Source organism: Burkholderia sp. MSMB1078WGS, from assembly GCF_001528895.1.
Classification (GTDB): Bacteria; Pseudomonadota; Gammaproteobacteria; order Burkholderiales; family Burkholderiaceae; genus Burkholderia.
The window spans coordinates 1-17,060 of sequence record NZ_LPDI01000086.1; the positions used below are offsets into that span (position 1 = coordinate 1).

Consider the following 17,060-nt stretch of genomic DNA (forward strand, 5'->3'; position numbering starts at 1 on the left):
TGGGCTATTCGTTCAACCTCGACGGGTCGATGATGTACTGCACGTTCGCGTCGCTGTTCATCGCGCAGGCGTACAACATCCACCTGTCGTTCGGCACGCAGGTCACGATGCTGCTGATCCTGATGCTGACGTCGAAGGGGATGGCCGGCGTGCCGCGCGCATCGCTCGTCGTGATCGCGGCGACGCTGCACCAGTTCAACATCCCGGAAGCCGGGCTGCTGCTGATTCTCGGCGTCGACACGTTCCTCGACATGGGTCGCTCGGCCACCAATGCGGTGGGCAACTCGATCGCCAGCGCGGTGGTCGCGAAGTGGGAAGGCGAGCTGATGTCGGAGTCCGAAGCGAACGCGCATGCCGCGCATCTCGACGCCCAGCTCGAACGGCAGAACGATGCGCCGGCCTATGGCGCCGGGCAGCCCACGTCGACCTGACGATCAGGCCGCCAGGGCGTCGTCGATGCAGGCCGCGAGCACCATCGCGGCGGCGTTGCCCGGCGTCGAGCCGAGCAGTTGCGGCGCATAGACGCTGTCGCCGATCTCGATCGATCGCCCCGACAGCGCGCACACGCCGCGCTTGCGCGTCGTGAACAGGCGCCACTTCTGGTAGCCGTAGTGCCCGGTGCACGCGTCGCACCACGAGATCATCACGGTGTCGGCCGTGGGCCGTTCGAGCACGCTGATGGTCGGCTTGCTCGTCGCGTCCCACGACGGCAGCCGGTCGCGCGTGACGCTGCGCCGCCGCGGGCCGCCCCACGAGACGGACGGCATGTCGAAGCGGCCGATTGCGGCGACGGTCATGAGCCAGGGCGCTGCACGGTTGTTCATGTCTCTGTTCCTCGAAACGTTACGCGGTGCCGCGACGCGCGGCATCACGACAGGCGGATGCGCGGCTGCACCCAGCCGTTGATCCGTTCGGCGATCCACAGCAAGGTGGCCTTGGGGAAACCGTGCAGCGCCTGCTGGTGCCGCCGGTAGAGCATCAGGTGGCTGAACTGCGCGAAGCGCCCCTGGATGAAGCCGCCGCGGAAGAACCCGAACTGCCCGAGCGTGCCGAACGCGTCGTAATCGCTGATCGACACCAGCGCGCCGAAATCGCGGAACGCGAACGGCGGAATCGGCGTGCCGTCGAGCCACGCGGGAAGGTGCTTCGCGAGATGCTCGGCTTGCTGCGTCGCGACCTGGGCGGTCGGCGGCAGCGGCCGTTCGTGGCCGTCGGGCAGCAGGCTTCCGCAATCGCCGATCGCGAACACGTGCTCGTCGCCGGTCGCCTGCAGCGTGGGGCCGATCACGATCTGGTTCGCGCGGTTCGTGTCGAGCCCGCCCAGCGCCTGCATGAAATCGGGCGCCTTCACGCCGGCCGCCCAGACCATCAGGTCCGCTTCGGCGAACGAACCGTCGCCGTAATGGAAGCCGTTCGCGTCGGCCGACGTGACGCGCGTCGACGTCAGCACGTGAAAGCCGATCTGTTCGAGCCGCCGCTGGGCCGACGCGGAAATCCGCGCCGGAAACGCGTTGAGGATGCGCGGGCCGCTTTCGAGCAGCGTGAGCTGCAGCCGCTCGCGCACCGTTTCGTCACCGTACGCCTGCGCCACTTCCAGCAGACGGCTCAACTCGGCCGCGAGTTCAACGCCCGTCGCGCCCGCGCCGACGATCGCGACGCGAAATGGCTCGTCGCGCGCGATGCTGCGGAACACGCGCATCCGCAACGCTTCGTTGAAGGTCTCCGCTTGCTGCTGGCTGTCGATGAAGTAGCAGTGCTCGCGCACGCCCGGCACGCCGAAATCGTTGGCCTGGCTGCCGAGCGCGAGGATCAGCACGTCGTATTCGAGTTCGCGTGCGTCGATCACCACGTCGCCGTCCTGGGAGCGGATCTCGCCGAGCTGCACGCGGCGGCGCGCGCGATCGAGCCCCTTCAGTTCGCCGGGCTGGTACGCGTAGCCGTGATCGCGGGCGTGGGCGAGGAAGATCACCTGTTGCTGCTGGACGTCGCGCGTACCGGCCGCGATCGTGTGCAGCATCGGCTTCCAGATATGCGTGGGACTGCGGTCGACGACCGTAATCTGCGCCCGCCCGGACCGGCCGAGGCGCTCGCCCAGACGGGTCGCGAGCTGCAATCCGGCGATCCCGCCGCCGACGATGACGATGCGTGTAGGGGTTGTCATTGATAAATCATCACGTGATGAATAAGGTATGATCCTAGCGCTTCCCGGCTCGGCGTGTCAACGCAGCGGGGCAGGCCGCCCGCTTCCGGTACGTGAAACCGGGTACCGGGCACGGGCATTCGAATCGTTCAAGGAGCAGGAAAAACGTGGCAGAAGTCACTGAGCGCGCGCCGTCGAAGCGGCGTACGCGCGGACGGCCGCTGGCGGATGCGTCCGTCGGCCCGGACGTGATATTGCGGGCCGCGCGCCGCACGTTCGCGAAGCGCGGCTACGACGCGACGAGCGTGCGCGAAGTCGCGCGCGAGCTGGGCATCGACGCGGCGCTGATCGCCCATCACTTCGGCACGAAGGAAACGTTGTGGCTGGCGGTCGTCGAGCAGATCGTCGAGTTGGCCGAACCGATGTTCGACGCGCTGCGCGCGCTGCGCACGTCGTCGCTGCCGCACCGCGACCGCGTGCGGCGCGCGCTCGAGCTGTGCGTCGATCACGAGTTCGCGGAGCCGGATATCGGCATGTTCTTCTCGACGGCGGCGACCGAGGAGGGCGGGCGGCTCGATCGGCTGCAGGAGCGAATCGTGCGCCCGTATCACGACGCGATGTTGCCGCTCTTGGCGGATGCGGTCGAGGCCGGCGCGATCCGTCCGGTCGATCCGAACGTGCTGTTCTTCATGATCGCGAGCGCCGTGGGCATGACGGTGTCGTATCGCCACATGATGCTGGAGTTCACGTCGCTGCCGACGCGGCCGGAGGCATTCCGGCAGGCCGTGCTCGGCGTCGCGCTCAACTTCCTCGGCGACTGAGCGCCGCGCGCGATGCGCGCGGTCACGTCGCGGCGACCAGCCCCAGTTCGCGCACCGCCTCGCGCGCGCTCTCGCGCAGCGCATCGACGAGCGGCGACGGCGTGCGGTAAGCGAGCGCCAGTTCGTACGCGAGCGGGCTGCCCGCATCCTTCAGTTCGCAGAACGTAATGCCTTGCGGCTGCATCGGCACGAACAGGCGCGGCATCAGCGCGATGCCGATGCCGCCCGCGACGAGCCCGGCCGTCGTCTGCATCTGGCGCGGTTGCTGGACCACGCGCGGCGCGAAGCCGGCCTGCGCGCATGCCGTCACGATCAGCGCATGCATGCCGGGCCCGTGGTGCGCGGCAAACATGACCCACGGTTCGTCCGCCAGCTCGGCCAGCGCGATGCGGCGGCGGCGCGCGAGCCGGTGGCCGTCGGGCAGCGCGGCCACCATCCGGTCGCGCAGCAGCGGTTCGATACGCACGTCGCCGGCATCGGCCACCGGCAGCACGACGAGGCCGACGTCCGTGCGATCGTGACGCAGCGCGAGCACCTGCTCGGCCGTCGTGCCTTCCTCGAGCTGGAAATCGACGCCCGGATGCCGTTCCTGGAACGCGCGCAGGATCAGCGGCAACAGCGCATTGACCGTGCTGTCGACGAAGCGCAGCCGCAGCGTGCCGCCGAGGCCGGCGCCCGCGCGGCGCGCCGCGGCCACCGCGCGCTCGGCCTGTTCGAGCGCGCGCCGCGCTTCGAGCAGGAATGCTTCGCCGGCCGGCGTGAGCCGCGAGCCGCGCGTGTCGCGGTCGAGCAAGGCGACGCCCAGTTCGTCCTCGAGCTTGCGGATCGCCGCGCTGAGCGGCGGCTGGGCCATGTGCAGCCGCTCGGCAGCGCGCCGGAAGCTGAGCGTTTCGGCGACCGCGATGAATTGCCGGAACTGGCGCAGATCGATCATGGCGATACCTTTTGCGTATCAATATGTCATCGAATTCGTATTTTACCTATCGCCGTCCGTTGCCCACACTGCAAACGTCACCAATCGTCAACACCGAGGAAAGGAGGGCAGGTCATGACGGGCAACGAACGACAACGCACGGCGATCGTCACGGGCGGATCGAGCGGGATCGGTTTCGCGATCGCGCGCCGGCTGGTCGAGGACGGGTATCGCGTCGCGATCGTCGGGCGCGACGTGGCGCGGCTGAAGGCGGCCGTCGAGCGTCTGGGCGGCGCGGCGATCGGGCAGGCCGGCGACCTGGGCGTGCGGCGCGACGCGCAAGCGGCCGTCGCGGCGATCGTCGCGCGATGGCCGCGCATCGACGTGCTGGTCAACAACGCGGGGCTGACCGGGCGCGTCGGCGCGGATACCGAAGCGGCGGAGGCTGAGGCCGTATGGGACGCGGTGCTCCATGCGAACCTGAAAAGCCTGTTTCTGACGACGATGGCCGTGCTGCCGCATCTGGCCGACCATGCCGCGCGCATCGTCAACATCGGCTCGATCGCGGCGCGCGCCGGCAGCCTGTTGCCGGGCGGCCTCGCGTATGCGGCCGCGAAGGCCGGCGTCGAAGGCTTCACCGTCGCGCTGGCGCGCGAACTCGGGCCGCGCGGGGCGACGGTCAACACGGTCGCGCCCGGCTATGTCGCCGATACGCGTTTCTTCGGCGACAGCGGGGTCGCGCCGGCCGTCGCGGCGACGATCCGCGAGCAGACGCCGGTCGGCCGCGCCGGACAGCCGGACGACATCGCCGATGTGGTCGCCTGGCTCGCCGGGCCGCGCGCGTCGTTCGTCACGGGCGCGACGATCGCGGTGAACGGCGGCTGGCGCGTCGGGTGATGCAGGACGCGCGCGGCCTGCGCGTCATTCGGCGTCGGTCGGCGGCTTGTCGCCGAGCCAGCGTCGCGCGCCGGGGCCGTTGCGGCCCGCGCGGTCGTCCGGGTTGGTCAGCTTGCAGCGTTTCAGCGACAGGCAGCCGCAGCCGATGCATTCGTCGAGATTGATGTAGAGCCGCTGCAGCTCCTCGATCCGGCTTGCGACGCGCTGCTTCCAGCCGCGCGACAGCCGCTGCCAGTCCTTGTTGCTCGGCGCGGTGTCCTCGGGCAGGCTGACGAGCTGTTCGGCGATTTCGTCGAGCGAATAGCCGATCTTCTGCGCGAACACGATGAACGCGATCAGCCGCAGCACCGCGCGCGAATAGTGGCGATGACTCGAGCCGTTGCGGTGCGACTTGATCAACCCGCGCATCTCGTAGAAGCGCAGCGTCGACGCCGGCACGCCGCTGCGCGCGGCCACTTCGCGGATCGACATCAGCGGCCATTGCGGGGTTTCCTGGATACCCATGACACCCTCCGGAAAAGCTTGACTTGAAGTTAACTTGAACTTTTATGCTACGCGGCAGTTTAACCCGTCGCGAGGTATCATGTTCTCCTTTTCCCTACGCAGGACGTCGCCTTTGGGCGCTGCCTGCGCCCTGTTGCTGGCGTTGTCGGGTTGTCACGACGGCAAAGGCGCATCGTCGGCCCATCCTCTTCCCGAAGTCGGCGTCGCCACCGTCGCGCCGCGCACCGTCCGCCTCGCGGACGAATTCATCGGACGCGTCGAAGCGGTCGACGCGGTCGAGCTGCGGCCGCGCGTGAGCGGCTATCTGCAGCGTGTCGCGTACAAGGAAGGCGACGTGGTCGCGCAGGGCGCGCTGCTGTTCGAGATCGATCCGCGCCCGTACCGGATCGCGCTCGACCGTGCGAATGCGCAGCAGCAGCGCGCCCGTGCGGCTGCGAGCCTCGCGAACGTGCAGCTCAAGCGCGTGCAGACGCTGATCGATGCGCATGCGACGTCGCAGGAAGAACTCGACAACGCGCGCGCGACTGCCGAACAGGCACGCGCCGATCTGCAGGCGGCCGATGCGGCCGTTGCCGACGCGAAGCTCAATCTCGGTTTCACCGAAGTGCGCGCGCCGATCGCCGGCCGCGTCGGCCGCGCGGTCGCGACCGTCGGCAATCTCGCGCGTGCGGACGACACGCTGCTGACGACCGTCGTGTCGCAGGATCCGGTCTACGTATATTTCGATTGCGACGAGCAGAGCTACCTGCGCTACAACGCGCGGCGCGCCGACCCGAAACATCGCGCGATCGGCGCCGATCCGGTGCGCATCGGCCTCGCGAACGAGACGGGCTTCCCGCATGCGGGCACCGTCGATTTCCTCGACAACCGGCTCGATCCGCAGACCGGCACGATCCGCGCACGCGTGCGGCTGCCGAATGCGGACCATGCGTTTACGCCGGGCCTGTATGCGCGCGTGCAGCTCGTCAGCGGCCGCGACCAGAGCGCATTGCTGGTCGACGACAAGGCCGTGCTGACCGACCAGGACCGCAAGTACGTGTACGTGATCGGCGCGGGCGACAAGGCGCTGCGCCGCGACGTGACGATCGGCCGCGAACTCGACGGCGAGCGGATCGTCGAGAAGGGGCTGCAGGCGGGCGACCGCGTGGTCGTCGACGGCGTGCAGCGCATCTACTATCCGGGCGCGCAGGTGAAGCCGAAGGCGCTGCCCGCGCGCGCCGATGCGGGCAGCGCGACGCAGGCGGTCGCCGATGCCGGCACGCCTGCCGCGCAATGACGGGAGCGATACGATGGATTTCTCCCGATTCTTCATCGACCGGCCGATCTTCGCGGTCGTGCTGTCGATCGTCATCTTCGCGATCGGCCTGATCTCGATCCCGATGCTGCCGGCCGGCGAATATCCGGAAGTCGTGCCGCCGAGCGTCGTCGTGCGTGCAACGTACCCGGGCGCGAACCCGAAGGAAATCGCCGAGTCGGTGGCCGAGCCGCTGGAAGAGGCGATCAACGGCGTCGAAGGCATCATGTACATGAAGTCGGTCGCCGGTTCGGACGGCAGCCTGCAGGTCGTCGTCACGTTCCTGCAAGGCGTCGACCCCGACACGGCCGCCGTGCGCGTGCAGAACCGCGTGAGCCAGGCGCTGTCGCGCCTGCCCGACGAGGTGCGCCAGTACGGCGTGACCACGCAGAAGCAGTCGCCGACGCCGCTGATGTACGTGAGCCTCTATTCGCCGGACAACAGCCGCGATTCGCTGTACCTGCGCAACTACCTGACGCTGCACGTGAAGGACGAACTGTCGCGGCTCACCGGCATCGGCGACGTCGGCGTGTACGGCTCCGGCGATTACGCGATGCGGCTGTGGCTCGACCCGAACCGGCTCGCGTCGCGCGGCTTGACCGCGAGCGACGTGATCGCGGCCGTGCGCGAGCAGAACGTGCAGGTGTCGGCAGGTCAACTCGGCGCGGAGCCGTCGCCGAAGAAAAACGACTTCCTCGTGTCGATCAACGTGCGCGGCCGTCTGCGCACGGTGCAGGAATTCGGCGACATCGTGCTGCGCAACGGCGACGACGGCCAGGTCGTGAAGCTGTCCGACGTCGCCCGCATCGAGCTCGGCGCGGGCGACTACACGCTGCGTTCGTATTTCAACGACAGGCATTCGGCCGTGGTCGGCATCTTCCTGTCGCCGGGCGCGAACGCGCTCGACGTCGCGAAGGCCGTGTATGCGAAGCTCGACGAGCTGTCGAAGCGCTTCCCGCCCGGCGTCGCATACCGCCCCGTGTGGGACCCGACGGTATTCGTGCGCGAATCGATCCGCGCGGTGCAGCACACGCTGATCGAGGCCGTCGTGCTGGTCGTGCTCGTCGTGATCCTGTTCCTGCAAACGTGGCGCGCGTCGATCATTCCGCTCGTCGCGGTGCCGGTGTCGGTGGTCGGCACGTTCGCATGGCTCTACCTGCTCGGCTATTCGATCAACACGCTGACGCTGTTCGGGCTCGTGCTCGCGATCGGGATCGTCGTCGACGATGCGATCGTCGTCGTCGAGAACGTCGAGCGCAACATCGCCCGGGGGCTGAGCCCGCGCGACGCCGCGCACCAGGCGATGCGCGAGGTGTCGGGGCCGATCGTCGCGATCGCACTCGTGCTGTGCGCGGTGTTCGTGCCGATGGCTTTCATGTCGGGCGTGACCGGCCAGTTCTACAAGCAGTTCGCGGTAACGATCGCGATCTCGACGGTGATCTCCGCGATCAACTCGTTGACGCTGTCGCCCGCGCTCGCCGCGAAGCTGCTGCGTCCGCACGGCGCGCCGAAGGATGCGCTGACGCGTGCGCTCGATCGCGCATTCGGCTGGCTGTTCCGTCCGTTCAACCGGTTCTTCGAGCGCAGCTCCGACCGTTACCACGGCGTCGTCGGCCGCACGCTGAAGCGGCGCGGCGCGGTGTTCGCGGTCTATGCGGCGCTGCTCGCGGCGACCGCGCTGCTGTTCGACGCGGTGCCGGGCGGCTTCATCCCGGTGCAGGACAAGCTGTACCTGTTCGCGGGCGCGAAGCTGCCGGAAGGCGCGTCGCTCGCGCGCACCAGCGCGGTGACCGAGCAGATGACGAAGATCGCGCTCGGCACCGACGGCGTCGAGATGGTGCCGGCGTTCGCCGGGCTGAACGCGTTGCAGGGCGTGAACACGCCGAACATCACGAACTCGTACGTGATCCTGAAGCCGTTCGACCAGCGTCGTCGCAGCGCCGCGCAGATCAACGCGGACCTGAACGCGCGTTTCGCGGCGATCGGCGGCGGCATCACCTATGCGCTGATGCCGCCGCCGATCCAGGGGCTCGGCAACGGCTCCGGCTACTCGCTGTATCTGGAGGATCGCGGCGGGCTCGGCTACGGCGAATTGCAGAAGGCGCTCGGCGCGTTTCAGGCCGCGGTCGCGAAGACGCCGGGGATGAGCTATCCCGTCAGCTCGTACCAGGCGAACATCCCGCAGCTCGAGGTGAAGGTCGACCGGCTCAAGGCGAAGGCGCAGGGCGTCGCGCTGACCGATCTGTTCAATACGTTGCAGGTCTATCTCGGTTCGATGTACGTGAACGATTTCAACGTGTTCGGCCGCGTGTATCGCGTGATGGCGCAAGCGGATGCCGGCCACCGGCAGACGGCCGCCGACATCGCGAACCTGCGCACGCGCAACGCGAAGGGCGAGATGGTGCCGATCGGCTCGATGGTGACGGTCGGACCCGCGTACGGTCCCGACCCGGTCGTCCGCTACAACGGTTATCCGGCCGCCGACCTGATCGGCGACGCCGATCCGAAGACCATGTCGTCGTCGCAGGCGATCGCGAAGCTGCAGCAGATCGCGAAGGACGTGCTGCCGCCGGGCATCGCGCTGGAATGGACCGACCTCAGCTACCAGCAGGTCACGCAGCGCAACGCGGCGATCGTCGTATTCCCGCTGGCCGTGATGCTGGTGTTCCTGGTGCTCGCGTCGCTGTACGAGAGCTGGACGCTGCCGCTCGCGGTGATCCTGATCGTGCCCGTGTGCATGTGCGCGGCGCTGTTCGGCGTGTGGCTGTCCGGCGGCGACAACAACGTGTTCGTGCAGGTCGGCCTGGTCGTGCTGATGGGGCTGGCGTGCAAGAACGCAATCCTGATCGTCGAATTCGCGCGCGAGCTCGAGATCCAGGGCAAGGGCGCGGTCGAAGCGGCGCTCGAAGCGTGCAGGCTGCGGCTGCGTCCGATCGTGATGACGTCGGTCGCGTTCATCGCGGGCTCGGTGCCGCTGCTGATCGGCAGCGGCGCGGGCAGCGAGGTGCGGGCGGCCACCGGCGTCACCGTGTTCGCCGGGATGCTGGGCGTCACGCTGTTCGGGCTGTTCCTGACTCCCGTGTTCTACGTGGCGATCCGCAAGCTTGCGGGCGGCACGCCGGCCGTCTGGCGCGAACAGCACGGCACCCTCGAAGGAGAAAACCGATGAGCGCCGCTTTCCGTCTTTCCGCGCTGGCGATGTCGGTGACGCTCGCTGCCTGCGCGGTCGGCCCCGATTTCGAACGGCCCGATACGATCACGGCCGCGCGGTTCGCGCGCGACGACCGTCCTGCGACGCAGCGCGACGCGGCGACGGTCCAGACAGGGTCCGATATGCCGCCCGACGCGTCGGCCGACGCCGATGCCACGTTCTGGCGCGGGTTCGGCGATCCGGTGCTGACGCAGTTGATCGATGCGGCGCTCGCGGCGAACCAGGACCTGCAGGTCGCGGTGTCGCGTTACGACGCGTCGAATGCGCTGCTGTCTCAGGCAACGTTCGACCGCTATCCGACGATCACCGCGAGCGGCCGGATCGGCCATCAATTGATGAGCAAGGACCAGGCGTTCGGCGCGCCGCGCAGCCAGCGCGACACGCCGACGTCGAGCGTCGGCATCAATGCCGCGTGGGAACTCGACCTGTTCGGCCGCGTACGCCGCTCGATCGAGTCGCAGCGCGCGGAAACGGCGGCGAGCGCCGCGGACGTGCGCGCGGTGCGCGTCGCGATCGCGGCGGAGGTCGCGAGCACGTACGTCGATCTGCGCGGCTCGCAGGAGCGGTTGCGGATCGCTCGCGAGAATGCCGACAACCAGAAGCAGACGCTCGCCCTGATCAATGCGCGCGTCGGCGCGGGGCGAGGCTCCGACCTCGATGCGGCGCGCGCACGCGCGCAGTACGAATCGACGACATCGCGGATCGCCGTGTACGAAGCCGCGATCGGCGTCGACGAGCATCGGCTCGCGGTGTTGACCGGGCAGACGCCGGATGCGCTGATCGGCCGGTTCGACCTGCCGAAGGCGGCCGCGCCGACGGGCACGCCGGTCCCGCTGCCGGCGCTCGCGGCCGACATCGATCCCGGCACGCCGGGCGACCTGCTGCGCCGCCGCCCCGATGTCGCGGCCGCCGAGGCGCGGCTGCATGCGGCGACCGCCCGCGTCGGCGTCGCGACCGCCGACCTGTTCCCGCGCTTCACGCTGTCCGGGTTGCTCGGCAGCGCGACGAGCAGCTACGGGTTCTTCCGCGCGGGCAGCGACACGAACCTGATCGCGCTCGGCATCGACTGGTCGTTCCTCGACGTCGGCCGCGTGCGTGCGCGGATCGCGGCGAGCGACGCGGAAGCGGCCGGCCAGCTTGCGCAGTATCGGCAGACCGTACTCGGCGCGCTGGAGGAAACCGAGAACGCGCTGCTGCGTGTCGCCCGCACGCGTGACGAGACCGCGCACCTCGTGCGTGCGGCCGACGACAGCGCACGCGCCGCGCAGCTTGCGCAGGCGCGTTTCTCGGCAGGCGCGATCGACTACTACGAAGTGCTCGACGCGCAGCGGACGCTGCTGCAGGCGCAGGACGCGGCGGCCGACGGACGGATGCGCAGCGCGGCATCGGCGGTCGCGCTGTACAAGGCGCTCGCGGGCGGCTGGCCGTCGGGCGTGGGGCAGGGCGTGCAAGGTCCGCTCGCTCGGTCGGGGAAGTAGCGCGAGCAGGGTTCGGATCTCGCTCGCGGCGATGCGGGAAGCGCAGGCCGAAGGTCTGACGGGTCGTTGCTCCCGCGAGCGGCACGAGCGCGATCCGGTGCGCGAACAGCTCGCGCGCATGGCCGGGCAGCAGCGAGCAGCCGACGCTGCCCGATACGCAGTTGGTCGGCGAGAAGATGTCGCCCACCGCGTCACGACGTTGGGCGTCACGTGGCCGACGCGTGCGAGGGGTCGCCCGTCGCCCCTCGCGTGGTACGTGCCGTTCGCGGGGTCGTTCGGATTCCTCTTCAGCATGTTCATGCACGACGGCGCGCGGTGCGTGGTCGCGCAGCCGGCTGCTTCGGGGCGGGCCGCCGTGCGCCAAGTCGCGGCCGCACGGCCGGGACGACGAGCCATCGGCGCGGGTCGCATGCGGGGTATCGCGCGAACCGATGCTTAGCATCGCCGGCGGCGGCCTACCGCGGCCGCCGCCCGGTCATTACGCTTGGGCGATCATTCACTCTGTCCGGAAGGTCGCCATGTCCCGGTTCGACTACAAACTGCTCGGCCCTTGCCTGCTCGCCATCGCGCTCGACGCGATGGGGTTCGGGCTCGTTTATCCGATGATGTCCGCCATCTTCAGCGATCCGCACGCGGGCATCCTGCCGGCCGACGCCAGTGCACACGCGCGCAATTTCTATCTCGGTCTCGGCTACGGAATCTACCCGCTGTGCATGTTCTTCGGCTCGTCGCTGATGGGTGAGCTGTCCGATCGCTACGGCCGCCGTCGGATTCTGCTGCTGTGCGTGCTGGGCCTCGCGGTCGGCTACGCGACGATGGCAGCCGGTGCGTGGCTGGGCAGCGTCGCGCTGCTGCTCGCCGGCCGCGGGCTCACCGGCCTGATGGCCGGTTGCCAGGGCATCGCGCAGGCGGCCGTCGCCGATCTCGGCACGCCCGATACGAAGGCGTACGACATGAGCATCATGTCGCTTGCGTTCAGCGCGGGCGTGATCGTCGGCCCGGTGCTTGGCGGCGTCGCGTCCGACCGGACGATCTCGCCGCTGTTCGACTACGGCACGCCGTTCGTGCTGGTCGCGGCGCTGTCGCTGATCTGCGCGTGCTGGACCTGGGCGTCGTATCGCGATTGCGCCGCGCCGCGCGGCGATACGCGCATCGATCCGCTGCTGCCGTTGCGGATCATCCGGGAGGCCGCGCGCCAGCGCAACGTCGCGTTCCTGTCGGTGGTGTTCTTCCTGATGCAGGTCGGCTACGGGCTCTATCTGCAGACCATCATGCTGCTGTTGCAGGCGAAATTCGGCTATACGAGCGCGCGGCTCGGGCTGTTCAGCGGCGTGATCGGCATCTGCTTCGTGTTCGGCCTGTTGTGCGTCGTGCGGCTGATGCTGCGCGTGTGGCGCGTGATCGAGATCGCGAAGACGGGCCTGCTGGTGGCCGGCCTCGGCCAGATCCTGTCCGCGTTGTTTCCGCACGAACCGGTGCTGTGGGCGCTCGCGATGGTCGTCGGCTGTTTCGACATGGTTGCGTACACGACGATGTATACCGCGTTTTCCGATGCCGTCAGCGACGATCGGCAGGGCTGGGCGCTCGGCGTCGCGGGCTCGGTGATGGCGGTCGCGTGGGTCGTGACGGGGGCGCTGACGAACCTGCTGCCCGTATTCGGCGAAATCGGCCTGCTGCTGATCGGCGGCGCGGGTTTCCTGCTCAGCTTCGCGATGATGGTCGCTTACGGCCGTATGCGGCCGGGCGCGCGAACGGCCGTGCTGTCGTAGGCGGCGCTCGCGCACGTTGGCCCGATTCTGTCGGACGTTGTCCCGCGCGCCGCTGTCGCGTCGCGCCGCGCGGCCCGACACTGGCGCGTCGCGGCCGGGGAGGTTCCGGGCCGCGTCCGGCGACGCCGCAAGGCCCGGCGCGCCGTTCCGCCAATGTGTCAACCGAGAGGGCATTCCATGCAACATCCGACCATCCGTACCCTGGCCGGCGCGAGCGCGCCGACGTCGATCGCCGCCGCCCGCACCGCGCTGCTGGTGATCGATTTCCAGAACGAATACTTCAGCGGCCGTCTGCCGATTCCGGACGGGCCGCGTGCGCTGGGCAATGCGCGGCGCGTGATCGCGTTCGCCGACCGCGCGGGCATTCCGGTGTTCCACGTTCAGCACGTCGGGTCGGCCGACAGCCCGATCTTCGCCGACGGCAGCCACGGCTTCCGCTTTCATGCGGACCTGCAGCCGGCGCCCGCTCACGCGGTCGTGAAGAAAACGTCGGTGAGCGTCTTCCCGACGACGGACCTCGATGCGCGGCTGAAGGCGGCCGGCATCGACACGCTCATCGTCACCGGCCTGATGACGCATGCGTGCGTGGCCGGCGCGGCACGCGATGCGGTGCCGCTCGGCTATGCGGTGATCGTCGTCGACGATGCCTGCGCGACGCGCGATCTCGACGTCGCGGCCGGCGGCACGGTGCCGCACCGCGACCTTCATCGTGCGACGCTGGCCGCATTGTCGGATACGTTCGGCGACGTGCTGACCACCGAGCAGGTGCTGGCGCTCGGCGTCGCGTGACGGCGCCGGTTCGCGCACCGATCGCCCGGGCCTGGCGCGACGTACGTGCTGCGCTGCGAATGCAGACGCACGTCTCGATCGCACGGGACTGCGCGAGCGTCGCTACCGAACGGGCGAACCGATTGCCGTCGAAGATCGCGAAGCAGCGTCGATTCGGCCGGCGTAGGGGGCGGCCGGTCGCGTCCGGCGTCGTGCATCAGAACATCGTGTTCTGGTTCGCGGACGTTTCGGGTACCGGCTGAATCACGTCCCAGTGTTCGACGATCTTGCCGTTCTTCACGCGGAAGATGTCGACCACCGCTTCGCCGCGATCGCCCGGATGCTCGGTCGCATGCACGTGCAGGTAGACGAGATCGCCGTCGGCCGCGCTGCGGACGATGCGCGCGCGCGATGCCGGGTTCTTCTGGAACGCTCCGACGAAGTACGACACGAACGGTTGCTTGCCGTCCGGCACGTACGGGTTGTGCTGTTTGTAGTCGTCCGCGACGACGGCAGCGGCCTCGACTGCTTCGTGCCGGTTGAAGAAGCGATCGTAGAACGTCAGCACGAGTCGGCGATTGGCTTCCTCGGTGGCCAGGTCGCGTGCGGCGGGGCCGGCGGCCAGCGCAGCTATCGATGCGGCCAGCAAAACGAATGCGGCACCGGCGCGAACGGGGGAGCGGGACGATGACATGTAGCGTTTTCCTTGTCTGGTGATACGTGGACGGGATGGGCGAGCGACCCGCGGGTTGCGCGGGTCGGGACGGCCGGCGCGCGAGCTGGACGGCGGCGGGCGCTGGGCGCGGTGCGCGCATCGGTTCGTTGACCGGCGGTGTGCAGTAGACGATTTCAATGGGGTTGAGGCATCGTCGGATGCATTCGCATCGCCATCGTATGACTTCGTTAGCGGAATGATGCCGCCGGAATGGGGACCCGACGATATGTCGACTGCAGTGCGGCTGCCGTAACGCACGATTCCGTGGTGTGGAACGCGTCGGTTCTCGCGCGCGGCTCGGCTCCGGCCCTCCGTCGGCCGGAGCCGAGCCGCTGCTCACCGCCACGAGCCGTTGACGTAGACCCACACCGACCCTTGGCGGCGCCAGTAGCCGGGTACCCAGCGGCGCCCGGGGCGTCGCGCGACCCAGCGACCGGGAACCCATATATAGCGGCCGCGCTGCCAGCGCCAATAGCCGTCCGTCCATATATAGCCATGCGGCCGTGGCGGGGGCGGGCGACGGTCGTGGCGTGCCGCCGGCGGCGCGAAGCCCGGCCGGTCTGCATAGGGCGGCCCGCCGGGTACGCGATTCGGGCCGGCGGGCCGATACACGGGCGGGGAAGGCTGGGCCGAGGCGGCGCGCAACCAGCCGGTGCCGACGAAGGCGGCGGTCAATCCGATGGCGCGCAGCAACGAGCGTCGATTCATGGCGGCTCCTGTTCTGTATGCGAGGCTGCCTTACATTAGCCTGCCGGTCTGCCCGCCGCGTTACGGGGCCGGTTAAGGCTGTTACCGCGTGTCACGGCGGGGTCGAGCCGCCGTTTCCTTTCCAAGGGCTGACGGAATCTCGCCGTGGCGGAGGTATCGGCCCCTGTTTAGGGTGCCGAGGGGATGTTTTAGATGCGGAAAGACCAATATTTGAGATCTGATAAGGTAATAATTACCGTTTTTGGTGGGCCGAACCGAAACCGTTTGTTGTTTCTATGCAACCGTCAAGCCGATGACATGAAAGAATGGTGCGATGAAAGCGTCCAAAAAGCCGGCGTCAAGAGGTCAAAAACAAACGTTAAAACAAATACTTATGACGCGGCCCCACTTTCATTATTTCTAGTTCTGGAAAAGCTTATTTCTTTATTTGCGGATCGCTCCCCTAGGGTACACCCCTAAACTCACGGTTCCCAAACGGGCAACTATCCGGGCGCCGCCAGCAGGACCGATGGCGCTCCCGGGCGGTTGAAGACCGTTTATGAACAAGGTCGCGAGACCTGCCTCTTTTTAGAAGGGAGCTCCACGAATGAACAAGACTCTGATCGTTGCAGCAGCTGCAGCATCGTTCGCTACCGTCGCTCACGCGCAAAGCAGCGTCACGCTGTACGGCGTGCTGGACGCAGGCATCACCTACACGAGCAACGTCCAGCCGGCACTCGGCCAAGCTGGCAAGTCGCGTTGGGCGATGGGTTCGGGCATTGACCAGAGCCGTTTCGGCCTGCGTGGTTCGGAAGACCTCGGTGGCGGCCTGAAGGCAATCTTCACGTTGGAAAGCGGCTTCAACATCGGTAACGGCCGCTTCGCAAACGGCAACGGCGGCATGTTCAACCGCCAGGCTTTCGTTGGCCTGTCGAGCCAGTACGGCACGGTCACGCTGGGTAAGCAGTATGACGCAACGCAAGACTACCTGGCGCCGCTGACGGCAACGGGCTCGTGGGGCGGCACGTACTTCGCGCACCCGCTGAACCTCGACCGTCTGAGCACGAACGGCGACGTCGCGCAGAACAACACGATCAAGTACACGAGCGCTAACTACGCTGGTCTGCAATTCGGCGGCACGTACTCGTTCTCGAACAGCACGAACTTCGGCAACAACCGTGCATACAGCGGCGGTCTGTCGTACCAGTTCCAAGGCCTGAAGCTGGGTGCAGCATACTCGCAAGCGAACCTGGGTGACGGTACGAACGCAAACGGCGCGACGTCGTCGGCAATCGGTGGCATCGCTAGCCAAGGCCGCGTCCGTACGTACGGTGCTGCTGCTGGTTACGCATTCGGCCCGGCGCAAGTCGGCGCTGCATGGACGCAAGCGCGTCTCGACAACAACGCAGTTGCTGCAGGCACGCTGCGCACCGACAACTACGAAGTCAACGCAAAGTACAACCTGACGCCGGCTCTCGGCCTGGGTGCTGCTTACACGTACACGAACGCGAAGATCAACAACGGCAGCACGCACTGGAACCAGTTCGGTCTGCAAGCTGACTACGCACTGTCGAAGCGCACGGACGTCTACGCACAGGCTGTGTACCAGCGTGCAGCGAAGAACGGCATCGGCGCGTCGATCTACAACGGCGACAGCTTCGCCAACAACCTGCCGAGCTCGTCGATCAACCAAACCGCAGCAACGGTTGGTCTGCGTCACCGCTTCTAAGCGTGACGGGCGGGGTAACCCGCTTCGCAGCATCGAAAAAGGCGCCTTCGGGCGCCTTTTTTTTTCGTGTGCGCCCAGCATGGGCGCATTCCTGCGGGTGGAAGTCCCGCCATAAGCTGATCACGGCAAATGAA

The 17,060-nt window shown here is 68.0% G+C and carries 15 protein-coding genes; 9 read left to right on the forward strand and 6 right to left on the reverse strand.

The features are described from left to right. Window positions 1-431 (forward strand): dicarboxylate/amino acid:cation symporter (locus tag WT24_RS21640; protein ID WP_156441855.1); only part of this gene is annotated, 431 nt, incomplete at its 5' end. Window positions 432-434: 3 nt separating this feature from the next. Here the strand turns inward: WT24_RS21640 and WT24_RS21645 are convergent. Both WT24_RS21645 and WT24_RS21650 read right to left on the reverse strand, forming a co-directional pair. Next, complete coding sequence (locus tag WT24_RS21645; protein ID WP_034204517.1) at window positions 435-824, reverse strand: DUF3331 domain-containing protein; 390 nt, start codon at window positions 822-824, stop codon at window positions 435-437. A gap of 44 nt (window positions 825-868) precedes the next feature. Beyond that, window positions 869-2,161: an NAD(P)/FAD-dependent oxidoreductase gene (locus WT24_RS21650; RefSeq protein ID WP_059500176.1), complete on the reverse strand. Its 1,293-nt coding sequence runs from the start codon at window positions 2,159-2,161 to the stop codon at window positions 869-871. Between the two features lie 146 nt (window positions 2,162-2,307). Between WT24_RS21650 and WT24_RS21655 the strand changes: the two genes are divergently transcribed. Beyond that, a complete protein-coding gene (locus WT24_RS21655) occupies window positions 2,308-2,961 on the forward strand; it encodes a TetR/AcrR family transcriptional regulator (RefSeq protein ID WP_059500177.1) in 654 nt (217 codons plus the stop codon). A 22-nt stretch (window positions 2,962-2,983) separates the two neighbouring features. On the opposite strand, the gene WT24_RS21660 is transcribed toward WT24_RS21655, so the two are convergent. Continuing rightward, window positions 2,984-3,895 (reverse strand): LysR family transcriptional regulator, encoded by a 912-nt coding sequence (locus tag WT24_RS21660; protein ID WP_060035814.1) that lies wholly within the window; start codon window positions 3,893-3,895, stop codon window positions 2,984-2,986. 114 nt (window positions 3,896-4,009) lie between these two features. Between WT24_RS21660 and WT24_RS21665 the strand changes: the two genes are divergently transcribed. After that, a complete protein-coding gene (locus WT24_RS21665; protein WP_060035815.1) occupies window positions 4,010-4,771 on the forward strand; it encodes an SDR family NAD(P)-dependent oxidoreductase in 762 nt (253 codons plus the stop codon). A gap of 24 nt (window positions 4,772-4,795) precedes the next feature. Here the strand turns inward: WT24_RS21665 and soxR are convergent, their stop codons facing one another. Next, window positions 4,796-5,275, reverse strand: a complete 480-nt coding sequence (soxR, locus tag WT24_RS21670; RefSeq protein WP_060035816.1) for a redox-sensitive transcriptional activator SoxR — start codon at window positions 5,273-5,275, stop codon at window positions 4,796-4,798. Window positions 5,276-5,354: 79 nt separating this feature from the next. Here soxR and WT24_RS21675 point away from each other — a divergent pair, with 79 nt between their 5' ends. The 5 genes from WT24_RS21675 (at window position 5,355) to WT24_RS21700 (ending at window position 13,816) form a co-directional block, all read left to right on the forward strand. Next, the gene (locus WT24_RS21675; RefSeq protein ID WP_060035817.1) at window positions 5,355-6,551 is read left to right on the forward strand and encodes an efflux RND transporter periplasmic adaptor subunit; all 1,197 of its coding nucleotides are present in this window, start codon (window positions 5,355-5,357) and stop codon (window positions 6,549-6,551) included. Window positions 6,552-6,564: 13 nt separating this feature from the next. Beyond that, entirely contained in the window at window positions 6,565-9,738 is a 3,174-nt protein-coding gene (locus WT24_RS21680; RefSeq protein ID WP_059500347.1) for an efflux RND transporter permease subunit, read from the forward strand. Then, window positions 9,735-11,258, forward strand: coding sequence for an efflux transporter outer membrane subunit (locus tag WT24_RS21685; protein WP_060035818.1), 1,524 nt, complete (start codon window positions 9,735-9,737; stop codon window positions 11,256-11,258). Before WT24_RS21680 ends, WT24_RS21685 begins: the two co-directional genes overlap by 4 nt. 518 nt (window positions 11,259-11,776) lie before the next feature. Next, complete coding sequence (locus WT24_RS21695) at window positions 11,777-13,027, forward strand: MFS transporter (RefSeq protein ID WP_060035820.1); 1,251 nt, start codon at window positions 11,777-11,779, stop codon at window positions 13,025-13,027. Window positions 13,028-13,204: 177 nt separating this feature from the next. After that, a complete protein-coding gene (locus tag WT24_RS21700; protein WP_060035821.1) occupies window positions 13,205-13,816 on the forward strand; it encodes a cysteine hydrolase family protein in 612 nt (203 codons plus the stop codon). A gap of 196 nt (window positions 13,817-14,012) precedes the next feature. Here WT24_RS21700 and WT24_RS21705 read toward each other — a convergent pair whose 3' ends face one another. Both WT24_RS21705 and WT24_RS33310 read right to left on the reverse strand, forming a co-directional pair. Then, window positions 14,013-14,489, reverse strand: a complete 477-nt coding sequence (locus WT24_RS21705) for a nuclear transport factor 2 family protein (protein WP_060035822.1) — start codon at window positions 14,487-14,489, stop codon at window positions 14,013-14,015. A 357-nt stretch (window positions 14,490-14,846) separates the two neighbouring features. Beyond that, window positions 14,847-15,218: a YXWGXW repeat-containing protein gene (locus tag WT24_RS33310; RefSeq protein WP_082742257.1), complete on the reverse strand. Its 372-nt coding sequence runs from the start codon at window positions 15,216-15,218 to the stop codon at window positions 14,847-14,849. A 586-nt stretch (window positions 15,219-15,804) separates the two neighbouring features. On the opposite strand from WT24_RS33310, the gene WT24_RS21710 reads away from it, so the two are divergent. Next, the gene (locus tag WT24_RS21710) at window positions 15,805-16,926 is read left to right on the forward strand and encodes a porin (RefSeq protein ID WP_059500186.1); all 1,122 of its coding nucleotides are present in this window, start codon (window positions 15,805-15,807) and stop codon (window positions 16,924-16,926) included. Window positions 16,927-17,060 lie beyond the last annotated feature (134 nt).

Excerpts from the sequence above, each read along its gene's own strand:
- WT24_RS21645 (WP_034204517.1), bottom strand. The coding sequence starts at position 824 with ATGAACAACCGTGCAGCGCCCTGGCTCATGACCGTCGCCGCAATCGGC.
- WT24_RS21650 (WP_059500176.1), bottom strand. The coding sequence starts at position 2,161 with ATGACAACCCCTACACGCATCGTCATCGTCGGCGGCGGGATCGCCGGA.
- WT24_RS21660 (WP_060035814.1), bottom strand. The coding sequence starts at position 3,895 with ATGATCGATCTGCGCCAGTTCCGGCAATTCATCGCGGTCGCCGAAACG.
- WT24_RS21665 (WP_060035815.1), top strand. The coding sequence starts at position 4,010 with ATGACGGGCAACGAACGACAACGCACGGCGATCGTCACGGGCGGATCG.
- soxR (WP_060035816.1), bottom strand. The coding sequence starts at position 5,275 with ATGGGTATCCAGGAAACCCCGCAATGGCCGCTGATGTCGATCCGCGAA.
- WT24_RS21675 (WP_060035817.1), top strand. The coding sequence starts at position 5,355 with ATGTTCTCCTTTTCCCTACGCAGGACGTCGCCTTTGGGCGCTGCCTGC.
- WT24_RS21680 (WP_059500347.1), top strand. The coding sequence starts at position 6,565 with ATGGATTTCTCCCGATTCTTCATCGACCGGCCGATCTTCGCGGTCGTG.
- WT24_RS21685 (WP_060035818.1), top strand. The coding sequence starts at position 9,735 with ATGAGCGCCGCTTTCCGTCTTTCCGCGCTGGCGATGTCGGTGACGCTC.
- WT24_RS21695 (WP_060035820.1), top strand. The coding sequence starts at position 11,777 with ATGTCCCGGTTCGACTACAAACTGCTCGGCCCTTGCCTGCTCGCCATC.
- WT24_RS21700 (WP_060035821.1), top strand. The coding sequence starts at position 13,205 with ATGCAACATCCGACCATCCGTACCCTGGCCGGCGCGAGCGCGCCGACG.
- WT24_RS21705 (WP_060035822.1), bottom strand. The coding sequence starts at position 14,489 with ATGTCATCGTCCCGCTCCCCCGTTCGCGCCGGTGCCGCATTCGTTTTG.
- WT24_RS33310 (WP_082742257.1), bottom strand. The coding sequence starts at position 15,218 with ATGAATCGACGCTCGTTGCTGCGCGCCATCGGATTGACCGCCGCCTTC.
- WT24_RS21710 (WP_059500186.1), top strand. The coding sequence starts at position 15,805 with ATGAACAAGACTCTGATCGTTGCAGCAGCTGCAGCATCGTTCGCTACC.